This window comes from Lepagella muris (assembly GCF_004793975.1).
Lineage (GTDB): Bacteria > Bacteroidota > Bacteroidia > Bacteroidales > Muribaculaceae > Lepagella > Lepagella muris.
The window spans coordinates 13376-30498 of sequence record NZ_SRYB01000045.1; the positions used below are offsets into that span (position 1 = coordinate 13376).

The following is a 17123-nucleotide window of genomic DNA, read 5'->3' on the forward strand; positions in this document are numbered from 1 at the left end:
TAAAATAAAAAAGATGGAGAAGATCATGATCTTCTCCATCTAAGGATTATGGTTTTATCAAAAAATTGATTAGCCGTTAACTTTCTTCATGTGAGCGATAAGGTCAAGCACTTTGTTAGAGTAGCCGATCTCATTGTCATACCAAGAAACAACCTTCACGAAAGTCGGAGTAAGCTGGATACCGGCTTTAGCGTCGAAGATAGAAGTGAGGGGGCAGCCGAGGAAGTCAGAAGAAACCACAGCGTCTTCAGTATAGCCGAGGATGCCTTTGAGTTCGCCTTCAGAAGCCTCTTTCATAGCAGCGCAAATCTCCTCGTAAGTACATTCCTTAGCGAGGTTTACAGTGAGGTCAACAACAGATACGTCGAGAGTGGGGACACGCATAGACATACCGGTGAGTTTGCCGTTGAGCTCAGGAATAACTTTACCTACAGCCTTAGCAGCGCCAGTGGAAGAGGGGATGATGTTGCCGGAAGCAGCACGACCACCACGCCAGTCTTTCATAGAAGGACCGTCAACAGTCTTCTGAGTAGCAGTAGTAGAGTGAACAGTAGTCATGAGACCTTCAACAACGCCGAATTTGTCGTTGAGCACCTTAGTAATAGGAGCGAGACAGTTAGTTGTGCAAGAAGCGTTAGAAACGAACTGAGTGCCCTTAACATAAGAATCCTGGTTTACACCGCAAACGAACATCGGAGTGTCGTCCTTAGAAGGAGCCGACATAACTACATACTTAGCACCAGCCTCGATGTGAGCCTGAGCTTTCTCCTTAGTGAGGAAAAGACCGGTAGACTCAACAACGTACTCAGCACCTACCTCGCCCCAAGCGATTTCAGCGGGGTTCTTGCAAGCAGTTACGCGGATCTCTTTGCCGTTGACAATAAGGAGGCTCTTTTCCATATCATAGTCAACAGTTCCGTCGAAACGACCGTGCATTGTGTCATATTTGAGCATGTAGGCCATGTAGTCTACGGGGAGAAGGTCGTTGATAGCTACTACCTCAATGTCGTCTCTTTTAGTAGAGGCACGGAACACGAAACGTCCGATACGGCCAAAGCCGTTGATACCAATTTTTGTCATTGCTTTAAAATATTGTTTTGGGTTGGTAATATTTTAATAAAAACTTGTTTTCTAATAAATCCTGTAGATTTCCGGAATTGGCGATTCCGGATTACCCGTTGATGGGTTCCACCTTTTAGGTATGCAAAATTATAAAAAAAAATTGGTATTGCAATCGTAAATGAACGTTTTTTAACGTAATGACGTTTTTTAATCCGAGAAATCGTGATTTTTAGAGAATTTTTTAGTAGATTCGCATGATTTCATGGCAATCCCGGTCTATAGTCGACCTCGACTCGGACCCCTAAAGGGGGAGCTGTTGTCCCCTGACCCCTTCAGGAGGAGTTGAGACTAATAAAAAAATATAAACCATAAACCAATCTACAATGGGAAAATTTTTATCAGATTTTAAGGAGTTCGCTCTCAAAGGAAATGTGGTCGATATGGCTGTCGGTGTTATTGTCGGCGGTGCGTTCGGAAAGATTGTGTCGTCGCTTGTCAACGACATCATTATGCCGGTGTTCTCTCTCATTACCGGTGGGGCGGGATATTCCAATCTCAAGTATGTGATACGAGAGGCTTCGCCTGCCACCGCCGAGGGTGCGGCAGCTGTAGAGGAGGTGGCGATAAATTATGGCACCTTCATTATGAATATCGTGGATTTCGTGATTATTGCTTTCTCAATCTTTGTGGCCATACGTCTTGCCATGAAACTGAAGAAGAAAGTGGCTGAAGAGCCGGCTCCGGCACCTGCCACACCACCTGAACCGACCAAAGAGGAGGTGCTTCTCACTGAAATCAGAGACCTTCTCAAAGAGCAGAAGAAATAAGACGGGGTCTAAGCAGATACCAATCAAAAATATCAAAGGGATTGAAGATATGAGTCTTCAATCCCTTTGATATTTTATAATGCAAGCGTTATTATTTCAACTGATGGAACACCGGGTGCATCACGAATGTGAATGTGTAGTCGCCGTAAGGCACCAGATATTCCGGACGGGCTGTGCGTCCCCAGCTGTCTTCGCAGCCGAGACCCATCTGAATCTTGTCGATAAGCAGGTTGGTATAGTCAGCCTTCTTCACTTCGGGAGAGTGGGACTGTCCTTTTGACACGCCGTCGTCAAGGCTATCAATTGAATAGTTGAGTGCGGATGCGGAGAAGGGCACAGCAGCCTTAAACTCAAGACCGTTTCCGGCATTGTCCAACTGTTTCCAATAGCGCACATCAGTCTTTGTGCCAGTCTCCTGCGGACGGATGTAGGGATAGAACTGCTCGCTGACCGTCTGGTCGTAAAGACCGATACGGGTAGAGTGGTTGCGGTCGATGTAGTTCTCTATAGGTCCGCGTCCGTAGTATTGGATGTTGCTGAATGCAAGCGGCATCTGCATCTGCATACCGAAACGGAACATACCTGACACGTCTGCACCTTTCTCGGTAGTGAGTGCTTCAGTCACCTTGACGTCGCCGACACCATTAATCACATACGTCATCGCCAGTTTAGCCTTGACATCAGGCATGTCGTAGTCGGCATTCACCAGAATCATGCCATCTTTCTCCTCAGCTTTTAGCGAAGTGAGCTTCATCGTCGGTTTTTTCCAAGCACGGAACTTATTCTGTAGGTTTGCACCATAGTCGTTATCTGTCGGGGCACGCCAGAAGTTAGGGGTCAGCATACCCTCCTCGGCAATCATTTCAGTGCCATCTACCACATATTTCGACATGAAACCATTGTAGCGGTTAAACTCAATTGAGAAATTATCACCGTTAACGATGAGGTGATTCCTTTGGTTATTGACTATGGAAGCTACAGGGGTTGCCATGTTGGGCTGTACGGGAGTCTTGACACAAGCACACGATTTCCCCTCCTTCAGCAGGAACTGCTCGCGTGCGATGGAGTGCCCGGCAGGAAGCAGACCCTCTGCGTTTTTGAGAGTGTAGTCCACGTTGAGAAGCCACTCCCCTTCTCCGGAGATCTCTCCGTAAGGTATGGAGATTGATTCGGTCTTTCCGGGTGCCACATTGATATTGTCAATGCGTCCGGAGCGGACGGGCACTCCGTTGTTGAGCACCACCCAGTCAAGATTCAGGTCTGAAAGGTCGCGGAAGAAATTCTCATTATATACCTTCAGTTTGCCGGAGGCAAGATCCGCGGGAGTTGTCCAGATGTTCTGATAGTAATAAGAGATCTCGTCGGCATGAGGGTTTGGTACACGGTCGGGGCTTACGATGCCGTTTACGCAGAAGTTGTTGTCGCTACCGTCATAGTCGTTGAAGTCGCCGCCGTAAGCGTATATCTCCACACCGTCCTTACCTTTCGTGCGGACTGCCTGGTCAACGAAGTCCCAGATGAAACCACCTTGCAGAGAGGGGTATTTGCGGATGAGATCCCAATATTCCTTAAATCCGCCGAGGGAGTTGCCCATTGCGTGGGCATATTCACATTGGATCAAGGGCTTGGTTATATCCGATTTCTCAGCATATTTCTGCATGCCGTCATATCCGTAGTACATGGGGCAGAATATGTCGGTCATGCCGTCGGCACGCGCCTGTTCATACTGCACTGCACGGCTTGGGTCCTCCTTCTTTATCCATTCGTAGGCATCAGTGAAGTTCGGTCCATATCCCGCTTCATTGCCGAGGCTCCAGAAAATGATTGATGGATGGTTGAAATTACGCTGCACGTTGCGCTGGTTGCGTTCCATGTGAGCCTTCTTATAGGCAGGATTCTTCGCGAGAGTCTCCTCTCCATATCCCATTCCGTGGCTTTCGATGTTTGCCTCAGCAACGACATAGATGCCGTATTTGTCGCAAAGGTCATACCAGAGGGGATCATCCGGATAGTGGCAAGTGCGGACAGCATTGATATTCAGCTTCTTCATCAGCTCAATATCCTGAAGCATCCTTTCAGGAGACACCACGTAGCCGCCGTCGGGGTCAAGCTCATGGCGGTTGGCACCCTTGAACAATACCGGCTTGCCATTCACGAGAATCTGCTTGCCTGTCAGCTCAATCTTTCTGAAACCGACATTTACCGGAATAACCTCATCACTCCCCTTCATCGAGGCAGTCAGTGTGTATAGGTTTGGGGTCTCGGCAGTCCATTTCAGCGGATTGTTCACCTTCATGACCGTGCGTCCGCTCTTGGAGGCTGTAGCATTAGCCACAGTGTTGCCGGCAGCATCCTTTAAGATAAGGTCGACGGGAGCATTTGCAGTCAGGGATAGGTCGATGTTAAGTATACCGTCAGTGTAGTTATTCTCCAGGTCGGGGGTGACGCGAATGTCGGCGATACGTTTCTTATCTCTCGCGAAGAGATATGAGTCGCGCGCTACGCCGGAGAAGCGGAAGAAATCCTGATCTTCGAGATATGAGCCGTCGCACCAACGGAAAATCTGGAAGCATATCAGATTCTCCTTGCCGGGGATAAGGTAGGGTGTGAGATTGAATTCCGTCTCCAGTTTGCTGTCTTCACTATATCCGACATACTTTCCATTGACCCACAGGTATATGTTGGAAGTGACGGATCCGAAGTGGGCGAAAATCTCTTTCCCCTTCCAGTCGGCAGGCACGAATATTTCGCGACGATAGGTGCCGACATGGTTATTCTCAGTCGGCACGAGGGGAGGATTATTCTTGAAAAAGCTCTGCCATGCATACTGGGTATTGACATATATAGGGTCGCCATATCCGTTCAGTTCCCATATTCCGGGCACCTGTATATTATCCCATCCCTTGTCGTTGAAATCCTTTTTCCAGAAATCAGTGGGACGTTGGTCGGCATCATTCACCCAATTGAATTTCCATGTGCCGTTTAAGGATAGGTAATTTGCCGATTTTTGTCTTTCCTGAGATAGGGCAGCATTTTCACCGTTTCGGAAAGCGAAATTGGCAGCATGCATCGGAGCTCGGTTTACGGCGTTCACTTCCGGATCAAGCCATTCATTGAATGACTGCGCAGATGCGGAAATGGCAGCCAGACCGAGGATCGAGGTCAATAAAGTTCGATTCATCTGTCGTGATATTAGTTAGGTTTTAGATTAAACTTGAATCACAAAATTAGTAAAAAATATTTAGCTGCACGGAGAAAAAACAGTCAAAATTGAGCACTATTATTGCAATGGTGAAAATGCGAACATTACGAAAAAATGCCTTTTACATACTAAAAACAGACAAATGCTATTGATGAAATATAATTTAGCGGTGGATTCAGTCGTTAAAACAATGCTGAATCATTCATAACTAACCAATCATTCTAATTATGATATTATTTATCGGAGGTCTCGGAATGTCGGAAATCCTGCTCATCGCGCTTGTTGTGCTTCTCTTTTTCGGGGGGAAGAAAATCCCTGAATTGATGAAGGGTCTCGGGAAAGGTGTCAGGTCGTTTAAGGACGGCATGAATGAGATAGAGAAAGACGTGACCGACATCAGTAAGGATAACAAAGAGAACAACAGTGATAAATGAGTGAGGGATCCGGCTCGGAAGGCATGACCTTCTGGGATCATCTTGACGTGCTTCGGGGAGTGCTGCTCAGGATAGCGGCAGTGGTCGTTGTGTTCGGTATGGTTGCGTTCTTTTTCAAGGAGGAATTGTTTGATGTGGTTCTTGCGCCGAAGGATGCCGGTTTTATCACTTATCGTTGGCTCGAACGTATGGCGGCAATGTTTCATGGCGACATCGGTGATTATTTCTCGGTCCGTCTGATCAACACAGGGCTTGCGCAGCAGTTTCTGATCCATGTGAAGACGGCAATGTGTGCCGGCGTCCTGTGTGCGTCGCCGTATATACTCTATCAGCTTTTCCGTTTTGTCTCTCCGGCACTTTATTCCGATGAGCGAAGATATGCAGTGCGCGTGATAGGCTCATCCTATCTGATGTTTATTATCGGGGTGTTGGTAAGCTACTATCTTATCTTTCCGCTGACGTTCCGTTTTCTTGGCACGTATCAGGTGGCTTCCGATGTTGAGAATATGATCAGTCTGGAGTCATATATGTCTACATTGATAATGATGTGCCTGTCGATGGGAATCGTCTTTGAGATGCCGGTGCTTTCATGGCTATTCGGGAAATTAGGATTTCTGAGCGCACCGTTCATGCGTCAGTATCGGCGTCATGCCATAGTCATCATATTGATAGTCGCGGCAGTGATCACCCCTACCTCCGACATCTTCACCCTCTTAGTGGTCTCCCTCCCGATGTGGTTGCTCTACGAAGTCAGCATCCTCCTCGTAGCCCGCTGCACACCATCCTCGCATCTGCACTATAAAAAGAAAGTATAGAAACCCTGACCATCAGGTCAGGGTTTCTTGTTAAGTAAACTTTGGAACTTCATTAGTTATATGTGGTTATTCTACTTGCGGAGTGCACCCTGCTGGTAGAAGCGGAGGATGCGGGTGCGGAGGAGATATTCGTAGTGGGATTGGATGCGGGAGATATCGGTCTTGAAGAGATTGTTCTTCGCTTGCTCATAGTCGGCTTGTGTGGCACGTCCGAGATTGAATCGTTCGCGTGTCGACTCAAATGAGAGGGTTGTCTTTTCAAGAGTCTCTGTTGAGGTGAGATAACGCTCGCGCGCGCCCGTCGCCTGATAATACGCCAACTGTATCTCCTTGTAGAGGTCGGACTCACGTTGTTCAAGGGTCAGTTCCGCGCTCAGTTTCTGTAGCTTCGCACGCCGTATGCTGTTACGCGTGTTGAATGCGTCAAAGATGGGTATGCGCAGCGACAGACCGAGATACGTGGAATAGTTATGCTTCATCTGAGCTCCGAAGCTCTCACTCTTCATGCCACTGACCGTATAGAAACTGGAACCGATTCCCGCGCTGAAGCTCAACGTGGGGATATATCCGGTCTTCGCAAGCGAGATATTCTCGTTGGCAACTTTCACCGCTTGTCTTGCACCGATAAGGGAATTGTTTATCCCCATCGCGGAGGCATACACTACGTCGGGACCGGGTATTACCGGATCCATATCATCGAGCGGCACCACATCGAGCCCTTCGTATGAGGGCAACTGAAGCAGATTGGCAAGATTCACGAGAGCCACCTGTGTGTCGTTGTCGGCAGCTACTACCTGAAGTTTATCCTGTGCCGCCACCGATTCCAGATCGTATAGTGTAGCTTCCGCCACTTTCCCGGCTGCTATCAAGGCTTTCTGACGCTCCACCTCAAAGGCTGAATATTCAGCCTGGGAACGTGCACTCTTAGCCACCTCCTTGCAATAGAGCACTTGCAGATACTGCGATATGACGTTGAGTGTGATATTGTCTTTAGTAGCCTCATTCTCTGTGATATACTGGTTTAGCGACATCTCTGTTATCTTCACGCGTCGATAGGCAGCTGTGCCCTGAAACAGAGGTAGGCTAAGACTTACGCCCCATTGGGTGTTGGTGGTGTTGCGGTCGGCATAAGTGTTTGATGCCGTCAGACCGCGACCGAAACTGAAAGATTCCGATACCGACGCATCTACCGACGGCAGATAGCGGTCCTGTGCCTCCTTTATTGCGAGCTCCCCTTCAGTGATCCGCAGCTTCTGTTGCCGCACACTGATATTATGGGATATTGCGTAAGATATGCAGCTGTCGAGAGACCATGCTTCAGCATTTGCGGTGGTTGCCACAGTCAGCAACGACACGGGCAATATGGCTTTGACAAATAGATTCATGAGATAAATGCTTTACGGTCAGTTGCGGGGATTGCCACGTAGAGGAGTCTTTTTGTTTATACTGTCGGATTTTACCTCGACCATAAGTCCGTTTGAGAGACCGACTTTAATCTTCTTCTTTTCAAACACCTGGTTCGGCACAGAGTCGGTCAGCAGATAGACGTAGGCATTGTCGCCCTCATATTCCACGATGCTCTCCGGCACTGCGAGCACACTGTCAACGCTTTCAAGAATGACACTTGCATTGGCACTGTAGCCGGCACGCAGGTTGGCGATTTCGGTAGCGGTGAGTGCAGCTTTCACCTCAAACGTGTTTGAGCCGTTCTCATCCGATGCCATAGGAGCGATCTTCTCAATTACGGCGGGATAGTCGGAACCGGCAACCGCACCGACAGAGATTCTGACCGGCATCTGCTCCTTCAGCAGATCCACCTCTGTCTCATCCACTTTCCCTTTGAAGATAAGGTCAGTCATATCTGCCACTTTCGCAATTGTGGTGCCATCGTTAAACGTGTTTGCCTGTATGACAGAGGAGCCGACTTTCACCGGCACTTCCAGAACGACTCCAGTCACGGTGGAACGCACGAGAGTGTTGGAGCCTTGTGCATTTGAAGCTGACACACCGTCTCTCACGATTGTGAGCTGGTCACGTGCCTGGTCAAGATCCTGACGTGCACGCTCAAGGGCTGTCTCATCAGTCTCATATTTCTCACGGCTTTCATATTTCTTCTCATAAAGCTGGCGCGTGCGTTCGAAAGTACGTTCAGCCTCCTTCAGAGCAATTTCCGCCATAGCCACACGGCTCTCTGCCGACGACAGTTGAGTCTCCTCCGGAATCACCTTAATCTTTGCAATGATATCGCCATTGTTGACATGATCACCGGCTTCCACAAGAATTTCGCTTATAATACCGGAGATCTGCGGCTTGATGTCGATTTCGTCACGCGGTTCGATTTTTCCGGTCAGCACGGTGGTGCGTTCGATAGATTCAGTAGATGGATAACGGAGATCATATACGGTCTCCTTACCCTTTGAGTTTTGATAGAGATAGAAGAATGTGCCGATGAATACGACACAAGCGATCACTATCAGCAGGATTTTGAAAAATTTTTTCATATAGTTTTGAATTTGGTTCAGTTAGATATTAAAGATTATGCAGCTTTATTGATAATGGGAATCAGGCATATCATTATGATTATCCCTGTATTATTTGTCGTTGAGCGCCTCTACCGGTTTGATTCTCATTGCCTTGATTGAAGGTATCAGTCCGGCGAGCGATCCGAGAATAATGAATATTGCGAGGATAGCCATGGCGGTTGTGAAACTCATCTGGAAATGCGCCTCCGATACGGCATCCGGCGGATTCGTGAGATGATGTGCGACAGCGAGTACAATCGTGGCGAAGCACACACCGGCTAATCCGGCTACGACAGTCAGCACGATACCTTCACTAAGCACCTGCACAATTATGTCGCGTGGCTTTGCACCGATTGCCCGACGTATGCCTATCTCCTGAGTGCGTTCCTTCACGATAACCCACATTATATTGCCTATGCCTATGATTCCGGCAAGAAGCGTGGACAGACCGATAAACCATGCGAGAAGATCCACTCCGGTAAATAACGTCTCCACTTGCTCAAACATGTCGGCGATGTTGATCACCCACATGGCTCCCTTATCGTCGGGATGGATGCTGTGGCGGCGATATACCACTGACTGCATCTTTGGTACCAGCTCGGAGATATTGACCGAGGGTCGAGCGGTCATCATAATGAAATCCACCTTATCGCCATAGCCGTTGACGCGCCGGAATGTAGACGATGGAATCACGACAGCCTCATCCATACTTCCGTTAAGCTGAATCTCCGATTTATCTCCTGCTATACCTATTATTGAATAAGCCGTGCCGCCTACCTCTACCAACTGCCCCAATGGAGCCTCCACACCGGGGAATAGCTGTGCCGCAACCTTTTTACCTATTACAGCCACTCTCCTCTCCCCCACCATATCAGCCTCATTGACAAACCTTCCATGATATAAATTCGGTTGCAGAATCTTAGTGTAGTCAGGTTCGGCACCAATTATCTGTCCGGAGAAAGAATGTTTTCCATGCTTGATGCTTTTTCCCCACGATTGGAAAGATGGCACCACCGCCTCCAGTTCCGGGAAAGACTCTTTCAGAAGTTCCACATCAGTAAGATCCATCATCCATGTCCGCCCCTTCTGATAACCCTTATATGGCATAGACGTGCGGTTTGCCACCATTCCGGCAGTGTTTGTGGCGAATCCCGCGAAATTTCTCTTCAGCATATCCTCGCCACCGCGGGCTCCTCCGGTCAGCATTGCGAGCATTGCCACGCCCCAGAAGATACCGAATCCGGTGAGAAACGTGCGGGTCTTGTTGCGCATCAATGTGGCACCGATCTCCTTCCAGTTCTCTAAGTCGAAAATAGTAAGTTTCATAGTCAGATAGTCTTATTCATCGCGGAGAGCCTCCACCGGTTTTATTTTCAACGCCTTCATAGCCGGGAAAAGTCCGGCAATCGCCCCTGCCAGCACGAGCACTCCCATCACTTCGAGGGCAATGGCTATGCTGACAGTAGGATTCGAGATGGGACCGTCCGGACCGATTATATAGGCAATAATCTGAGTGACAATCATGCCAAACACAATGCCGAGATACCCGAACAGCAGGGTGATGCCCACAGCCTCGGCAATCACTTGGGTAAGGATCTTATGTGGCTTTGCCCCAATTGCGCGACGTATGCCGATTTCATGGGTGCGCTCCCTTACGGTCACAAACATGATGTTGCTGATTCCGACTATGCCGGTAAGAAGCGTCAGTATGCCGAGCACCCATACGCTGGTGTCGAGAATCACGAGAGCCTGACGTGTTTTTATGGCATTTGTAAAACTGTTGGAGATGTAGACGGCATTCTCATCTGCGGGATCGAAATTGTGGACAGTGGCGAGAGTGTTGCGGATATCTGTCTCCGCAGTGTTGCCATCCTCCTCCGTGTGTACATTCTTGAGAGCCACGGAGAGTGTGCCGAGATCCTCACGGTCAGAAGCGATCATACGGGCTGTGGTAAACGGTATGTAGCAACTGCGGTTCCAATTGCTTTGGTATACCCCCACCACCTTGAAGGATAGACCTTGACAATCCACTCTACCGCCGCAAGCTCCTATGCCGTCGGGAGGGAACAGCTGGTTGGCATAATATTCCGGAAGTACGATGACCTTTGCCTTCTCGGCAAGGTCGCGGTCAGTGATGAATCTCCCCTCTTTCATTGTCCGGATATCCTGCTCCTGCTTTATTGAGGGGAATACGCCTGTGTATGATTCGGAAATCTTCGCTTTTGGAGTGGAGATGTTGCCGGAACCATATATGCGTGACGTCACTTCCTCCACATACTTTGGATTATTCTCCGGCAATATCTTCATGTCGCCATCCTTCATCCTTATGCGTCTCCCCTCTCGGTTCCCCTTGTAAGGGATTGAAGTGTTCCCGCTGAAAATACGTATAGAGGCAGTGTTGCGCGACACCATCATCTCCTGAAAGTTGTTGGTGACGCCACGTGCCATACTGAGGAGTACAATCAGCATGAATACACCCCACGTTACAGCTATGCCGGTCAGCACGGTACGCAACTTATTCGTGCGTATTGTCTGAAATATTTCGCGGATCAGATCGGTCATGGTATGACAATTGGGGATGATTCCGGCACAATCACGCCGTCGGATATGCGTATAAGTCTGTTGGTCTGGGCAGCCACACCGGGGTCATGGGTGACAATGATAATCGTCTTCCCGTCCACCTCATTAAGCTCACGGAAGATACCCATTACATCGTGCGAGGTCTTACTGTCGAGCGCACCCGTAGGTTCGTCGGCAAGTATGATTGAAGGGTTGGTGATCATAGCGCGGGCAATCGCCACACGTTGTTTCTGACCGCCCGACAGTTCTCCCGGCAGGTGGTGTGCACGGTCAGCGAGTCCCATCTTCTCCAGCTGCTCCATCGCCAACTTATTGCGTTTCTTACGCGACACCCCCTGATAGAAAAGCGGGAGAGCCACGTTCTCCACCGCATTCTTATAATTGATAAGGTTGAATGATTGGAAAACGAAACCGATCATCCTGTTTCGGTATTCAGCGGCACGGTTCTCGCTGAGATCCTTAATCAGTTTCCCGTCGATATAATATTCGCCGGAGTCATAATTGTCGAGAATACCGAGGATATTTAATAGCGTTGATTTGCCGGAGCCGGAAGCACCCATGATCGACACGAGCTCACCCTTGAACACATCAAGATTAATCCCTTTGAGCACATGAAGAGGTACGGCACCGTCGTATGTTTTATTGACGTCGCGCAGACGTATCATCTCATTCATCAGTTAGGCATAGTCCATTAGTGGAACACAGAGAAACAACGCATAAAGAGACCTTATTAGTATCAAACAATTGAAAAAAGTCATAAAAATAATCCAAAAACATAGTCAATTGCCAAAAATAAGCAGAAAAACCGACAACTCCGGCATCAAACCTACCTTGTCGTCTTGAAATTCGGATTTATGATGGAGAGGAATGGAAAATATCTTTGGTATATGGATATTTTTCACCATAACCAGTAGATGATGAAAACAATTGTAATAATTTCAACTCATGGTGTTGGTATCTTCCTGTTTTTGGTGTAAATTTGTGGAGATTTATAATTTAATGTAGAATATAATGGTAAACAGCATATCATTAAGTGGATTCACGAGCTTTGCAAATAATAAATTTTCATTTACTGATGGAGTGAATATATTTATTGGCAAAAATGGAACAGGCAAGACACATATACTTAAATGTATAGCATCGGCATTGCAGGCTCGTCATGAGTTTCAGTTAAAGAAGACTACCTCAAAGGAACAATTTGAATATATTTTAGCTGAAAACTTGATTCATTATTTCAAACCGGATTTTATAGGTAATCTGGTGAATAAGAATGTTGTTTCCGGAAAATCAACTGTAGGTGTAAATATAGATGGGAAGGAGCTTTCATTCGGTTTTTCCTCCACATCCAAGACAACTGTGAAGATAGATAAGGATGATAAATGGGATGAATGTCAGTTTATTTATATTCCTCCACGCGAAATGTTTTCATTGTTCGAGGGTTTTATTGGATTGAGCAGCAAACGAGAACTTTCATTTGATCAGACTTATATCAATCTTGCCCATTCGCTTGCTCTTCCTGTATTACGCAATATAGAAGATAACCCACTAAAACCTGCCATAGAATTACTTGAGAAAGAACTTGGCTTTAAGGTGCTTCAGATGAATGGTAGGTTTTATATTGAGACTGTTGATGGGCGAATGGAAGCACATCTTGTAGCAGAGGGATTAAGGAAGATGGCATCCATACTTTATCTTATTCTTAATGGAGAGATAAATAGCAATACAGTTTTATTTTGGGATGAACCGGAATCAAATCTTAATCCTGCATTGATACGCATAGTGGCGGAATTTATTCGTGAACTTGAGCGGTGTGGTCTGCAAATTTTTATTGCAACTCATGATTATCTTCTTACCCATATACTGTCTCTTTATTCTGAATATAAGGATAAAACCGATATGAATATACGTTTTTTCGGGCTTCATAAAGAAGGAAATGTTATCAGTGTGGAAGAGGGTGAGACACTTGCTACAATACAGAATAATCCCATTCTGGAAGAGTATGCAGCTTTTTATGAATTAGAACAAACATATATCAATGACTATGAGTGACTTCCAGGAAAGTGGCATAAACTTTTGTTTCAAATCCAGTTGGATGATACTCAAATATGACGATCATATCGCTCATAAAAAAGTTGAAAAATTTCTTAAATCAACAAAGGCGGTTGATTTCCTTGGAATACATAATGACAAATTGTATTTTGTGGAAATAAAAAATTACCGAGGTCATACACAAGATGAAAGCACTAAAGAGGTATTGGGCAGTAAAGGGGAGGAGCTTATGCATCGTATTGCCATTAAGGTAAGAGATGCTATGGCTTCGTCGATAGGATCAGCCCGTTTCTCAACGAATGACAATGAGTTTTTCGCTAAGGTGAATCAGCTTCTGCTTGATGATAATAATAAAATAATGGTGATAGCATGTGTTGAGTTGGATGTATCTAATGAAAAGGAGAGGAAGGCAAAGATGGGTATATGGCAGCAAAAATTGAAACAGAAGCTATCATGGCTTCATGCTGCAAAAATATCTGTTAATTCTGTGGATAATATAACAGATATAATTCCGGATCTGGACGTCTCTTTTGTAGAATGAATATTTTGTAAAGTATCAGCCCCTTGGCCGGGATGGGTCAAGGAGCTGATGCTTTTATGATTGGGGATCTGTGGTTAGGGATGGACGTTCTGGAAGGGGCAATCGCGGAGACGGGGGTAGCCGTCGGTCATTATCCAGACGTTGGTGAAGTCGTAGTTGTAGTATTTGTTTTCGGGGGTACCTTTCTCGTAGAAGCCGTTGCATTTCCAGCCTTTCCCGGAGTCTTTGAGTGCGAATAGGTCGTGGCATGTGTTGATGGCTGAGCTTTTGCGTGTGCCGATCATGGCATTGCCGTCGGAGATTTTTCCACGATTGTAGCATCTCTCAATTACGGAGTAGTGGTCGATGCAGCCTACAATGCCGCCTGTGTCGTCGTGGGTGTCGGAGGGTATGTCGCCCTCATTCACGCAGTCATGCACCCATGAATCATGGTCGCCTGAATCAGAACCACCCTCTTCCTGATATCCGAGTATGCCGCCGATGTGTACGTGGAATTTTGTTGTCGAGACTTTACCGCTGTTGTAACATTCTCTCACTTCAAGGTTTGCCGCCGAGTGAACACCGTTGGGATCCTCGCCGAGGTGTGCGGCGATGCCTCCCACAGCTCCTCCATCACAGTTGGATTGTATGTCGCCGTGATTGGCGCAGTTCCACACCCGTATGCGTTTGTTCTGACAAGTGCCGACAATGCCTCCGGCATGTTCGCCGTTGCTGGTCACAGAACCGTAGTTGCCGCATTTGTAGACGCGGGTGTAGTAGTCATGTCCATCCATACCGCCGACTATGCCGCCGACCCACTTGCCGCCGGATATTTTACCGAGGTTCACGCAGTAATCGGTGTTTGTGGCAATCTTATGGTAGTCTACCCATCCTGTTATGCCGCCTGTCTGGTCGTTGCAGGATATGTCGGCGTAGTTCACGCAGTCTTTCACTAGCATTCCCCCCTCTCTGCCACCTACGATACCGCCGGCATTGCTTGCCGACACCTTCAATGTTCCGGCGAAAGAAGAATCCTCGATTATATATGAATTTGTGCCTTTTCCGTCAGCATATCCCACGATACCTCCCCCGTTGGTGTTTGCAGTCACGGTTGCAGTTGAATGCAGAGCCTGAAGATTGCCGCTCTCTATGAATCCGACAAGTCCTCCTACATATTCATCCCCCGTCACGTTACCGCAGAAAAGGGAGTGTCGAGAGGAGAGAGTGGGAATAATCCATTTGGAAGAATAGTCAAACTTATCCGTACCGACTACGTTGGCATTCTTGACATAGCCAACTATCCCTCCGACATAATATGTCCCTTTCACATTCATAGTGTTGCTTGTCATGGAGATGCGGTCAGCATGGAGGGTGCCACCGGTCAGTTCTCCGACAGCTCCGCCTACATAGTTATTGTCACCATGTGATACATTGACGGCAATTTCAAATTTGGCGTCAAAGCTGATTGTGCCATACAATTTGCCGGCAAATCCACCGGTACCGATCTTTCCGTTGACTCCTGTATCAGCCATAGTGACCACGACACGCGACTCGTTATCTTTCCCGATGAATTTAAGTAAATTATCGGCGGTGTATATCTCTCCGGCAAAACCTCCGGTATATTGAATGCCGGTGACGAGCGAGCTATAGAGACATTTTGATACAGATGTCGGTATGCTGACATTAAGGAGTCCAAAAATACCTCCGGTGTAATTCTCTCCACCGACAGGACATTTCACGGATATATTGTCAAGCGAGCATTCTTTCTGACTGAAAGATGCGTTACCGATCATTCCACCTACATTCTGCGTCCCGCTTACAATCTTCACCTTTGAGTCTTCCTCGCTCACGGTATGGGTGATTGAGATGCGTGATGCGTGGAGGCTACCGGAGAAATATCCGATAAGACCGCCTACAGCCTGTTCACCCTTTATTGAGAATTGGCGTGATGAGGTCGATACATTTTCGATTGTAGCTGTTGAACTGTCGATCTTTCCTATCACTCCACCGATATAATCCTTGCCGGTGATGTTGGAGGCTATGTCATGATTCTTTATGGATATCGAGCCTTTAGAGTGCATGCCTATCAGTGCCCCGCAATAATTATTGGCATTGATGATGGAGCCGGAAGCCTGTACATTTTCGATACTCACATTGCCTGACGACTCGCCGGCAAGAAACCCGATATAATCATATCCGTTGACTATCGAGGCATTCGATATTTCAAGGTTCTGGATTACGGCACCATCCTGTAGGGATGAGAAAAGACCTATGTGGCTATCTTTTCCCGGTTCTCTGTCGGAGTTGTCAGCCCCGATATAGTATAGTCCGGTAATGCTGTTGCCGCCGCCATCATAATTTCCGGCAAAGGAATAGCTATAGTAGCCTCTACCGTCGATGAGTTTGCTTTGCGTCGGAGCCTGGAAAGATGATGTCTGCTTAAAATATCGTCCTCTCCCGAGTTCAAGTGAATCACGTCTTAGGTTTGACACCATCATCGCGAAATCATCTGATGATGCGATACGGTAGGGATCCTCCTTTGTACCCTCTCCAGAGAGCCCCATATACATGATGCTCTGTGCGCTGACAGTGTGGAGCATCTCGTCGACAAACCTCACCTGTAGGCGTGCGCCGAGTGTCTGATCATCCTGAGTCTTGATGATCAGGACATATTTGCCATCGGGTATGGATTCTCCGGCAGGTATCACCATCATACATTTCATGTTGTCGCGATCCACGATTATTGAAGCATCAAACGACAGCGGTTCGTCGGAAGCCTCCGGCGTAAGGATCACGCGCACCATCTTTAGTGAGTCTGGGGCGTCCATTCCGGCGTTTGAAATCACGAAAGTACTGACCCGTCTGCCGTCGGTCGACTCGATTGTCGAGCCGTAGTCATTGCTTTTCAACGTTATGTCATCGGATGAGCACGCCGCCATACCCATTAGTAGTGCGGCGCAAGCCGATAGTGTAATATATCTCATTGCTTATACGTCTATTATTCTTAGTAATTTAAGTTTCGCAAGTTTTCCAACTTGCTTCACTTAAATGGTTTAAGGTTTAATGTTTATGGTTTATGATCATTAAATTTTGTATAATGAAAAGATTCGTG

13 protein-coding genes are annotated in these 17123 nt (G+C 47.2%); 5 read left to right on the top strand and 8 right to left on the bottom strand.

What is annotated here, in order from left to right; genetic code table 11:
• Positions 1-69: 69 nt before the first annotated feature.
• Positions 70-1080: a type I glyceraldehyde-3-phosphate dehydrogenase gene (gene gap / locus E5331_RS18870; protein ID WP_123483894.1), complete on the bottom strand. Its 1011-nt coding sequence runs from the start codon at positions 1078-1080 to the stop codon at positions 70-72.
• Between the two features lie 365 nt (positions 1081-1445).
• On the opposite strand from gap, the gene mscL reads away from it, so the two are divergent.
• The gene (gene mscL, locus E5331_RS18875; RefSeq protein WP_123483895.1) at positions 1446-1889 is read left to right on the top strand and encodes a large-conductance mechanosensitive channel protein MscL; all 444 of its coding nucleotides are present in this window, start codon (positions 1446-1448) and stop codon (positions 1887-1889) included.
• 91 nt (positions 1890-1980) lie between these two features.
• Here the strand turns inward: mscL and lacZ are convergent, their stop codons facing one another.
• Entirely contained in the window at positions 1981-5070 is a 3090-nt protein-coding gene (gene lacZ / locus E5331_RS18880; RefSeq protein WP_135986280.1) for a beta-galactosidase, LacZ type, read from the bottom strand.
• A 248-nt stretch (positions 5071-5318) separates the two neighbouring features.
• Here lacZ and E5331_RS18885 point away from each other — a divergent pair, with 248 nt between their 5' ends.
• Together E5331_RS18885 and tatC are read left to right on the top strand one after the other, a co-directional pair.
• Positions 5319-5525 carry a Sec-independent protein translocase subunit TatA/TatB gene (locus tag E5331_RS18885; protein ID WP_169477626.1) on the top strand — a complete coding sequence of 69 codons (207 nt, stop codon included), beginning with the start codon at positions 5319-5321 and terminating at the stop codon, positions 5523-5525.
• A complete protein-coding gene (gene tatC, locus E5331_RS18890) occupies positions 5522-6340 on the top strand; it encodes a twin-arginine translocase subunit TatC (protein ID WP_135986282.1) in 819 nt (272 codons plus the stop codon). Before E5331_RS18885 ends, tatC begins: the two co-directional genes overlap by 4 nt.
• 71 nt (positions 6341-6411) lie before the next feature.
• On the opposite strand, the gene E5331_RS18895 is transcribed toward tatC, so the two are convergent.
• From E5331_RS18895 to E5331_RS18915, 5 genes are all read right to left on the bottom strand, one after another.
• Positions 6412-7725, bottom strand: a complete 1314-nt coding sequence (locus E5331_RS18895; protein ID WP_123483899.1) for a TolC family protein — start codon at positions 7723-7725, stop codon at positions 6412-6414.
• Between the two features lie 18 nt (positions 7726-7743).
• Positions 7744-8841, bottom strand: a complete 1098-nt coding sequence (locus E5331_RS18900) for an efflux RND transporter periplasmic adaptor subunit (protein WP_123483900.1) — start codon at positions 8839-8841, stop codon at positions 7744-7746.
• A gap of 90 nt (positions 8842-8931) precedes the next feature.
• Positions 8932-10188, bottom strand: a complete 1257-nt coding sequence (locus E5331_RS18905) for an ABC transporter permease (RefSeq protein WP_123483901.1) — start codon at positions 10186-10188, stop codon at positions 8932-8934.
• Between the two features lie 12 nt (positions 10189-10200).
• On the bottom strand, positions 10201-11424 hold the full coding sequence (locus E5331_RS18910) for an ABC transporter permease (protein WP_135986284.1): 1224 nt from the start codon (positions 11422-11424) through the stop codon (positions 10201-10203).
• Complete coding sequence (locus tag E5331_RS18915) at positions 11421-12107, bottom strand: ABC transporter ATP-binding protein (protein WP_123483931.1); 687 nt, start codon at positions 12105-12107, stop codon at positions 11421-11423. The genes E5331_RS18910 and E5331_RS18915 overlap by 4 nt, the downstream gene beginning before the upstream one ends.
• A gap of 346 nt (positions 12108-12453) precedes the next feature.
• Between E5331_RS18915 and E5331_RS18920 the strand changes: the two genes are divergently transcribed.
• Positions 12454-13491, top strand: coding sequence for an AAA family ATPase (locus tag E5331_RS18920; RefSeq protein ID WP_123483903.1), 1038 nt, complete (start codon positions 12454-12456; stop codon positions 13489-13491).
• Entirely contained in the window at positions 13484-14032 is a 549-nt protein-coding gene (locus E5331_RS18925; protein WP_123483904.1) for an NERD domain-containing protein, read from the top strand. Before E5331_RS18920 ends, E5331_RS18925 begins: the two co-directional genes overlap by 8 nt.
• 74 nt (positions 14033-14106) lie before the next feature.
• Here the strand turns inward: E5331_RS18925 and E5331_RS18930 are convergent, their stop codons facing one another.
• The gene (locus tag E5331_RS18930) at positions 14107-16995 is read right to left on the bottom strand and encodes a M26 family metallopeptidase (RefSeq protein WP_135986286.1); all 2889 of its coding nucleotides are present in this window, start codon (positions 16993-16995) and stop codon (positions 14107-14109) included.
• Between the last annotated feature and the right edge of the window lie 128 nt (positions 16996-17123).

Bases quoted from the DNA above. Each gene is read 5' to 3' on its own strand.
- gap (WP_123483894.1), bottom strand. From the start codon at position 1,080: ATGACAAAAATTGGTATCAACGGCTTTGGCCGTATCGGACGTTTCGTG.
- mscL (WP_123483895.1), top strand. From the start codon at position 1,446: ATGGGAAAATTTTTATCAGATTTTAAGGAGTTCGCTCTCAAAGGAAAT.
- lacZ (WP_135986280.1), bottom strand. From the start codon at position 5,070: ATGAATCGAACTTTATTGACCTCGATCCTCGGTCTGGCTGCCATTTCC.
- E5331_RS18885 (WP_169477626.1), top strand. From the start codon at position 5,319: ATGATATTATTTATCGGAGGTCTCGGAATGTCGGAAATCCTGCTCATC.
- tatC (WP_135986282.1), top strand. From the start codon at position 5,522: ATGAGTGAGGGATCCGGCTCGGAAGGCATGACCTTCTGGGATCATCTT.
- E5331_RS18895 (WP_123483899.1), bottom strand. From the start codon at position 7,725: ATGAATCTATTTGTCAAAGCCATATTGCCCGTGTCGTTGCTGACTGTG.
- E5331_RS18900 (WP_123483900.1), bottom strand. From the start codon at position 8,841: ATGAAAAAATTTTTCAAAATCCTGCTGATAGTGATCGCTTGTGTCGTA.
- E5331_RS18905 (WP_123483901.1), bottom strand. From the start codon at position 10,188: ATGAAACTTACTATTTTCGACTTAGAGAACTGGAAGGAGATCGGTGCC.
- E5331_RS18910 (WP_135986284.1), bottom strand. From the start codon at position 11,424: ATGACCGATCTGATCCGCGAAATATTTCAGACAATACGCACGAATAAG.
- E5331_RS18915 (WP_123483931.1), bottom strand. From the start codon at position 12,107: ATGATACGTCTGCGCGACGTCAATAAAACATACGACGGTGCCGTACCT.
- E5331_RS18920 (WP_123483903.1), top strand. From the start codon at position 12,454: ATGGTAAACAGCATATCATTAAGTGGATTCACGAGCTTTGCAAATAAT.
- E5331_RS18925 (WP_123483904.1), top strand. From the start codon at position 13,484: ATGAGTGACTTCCAGGAAAGTGGCATAAACTTTTGTTTCAAATCCAGT.
- E5331_RS18930 (WP_135986286.1), bottom strand. From the start codon at position 16,995: ATGAGATATATTACACTATCGGCTTGCGCCGCACTACTAATGGGTATG.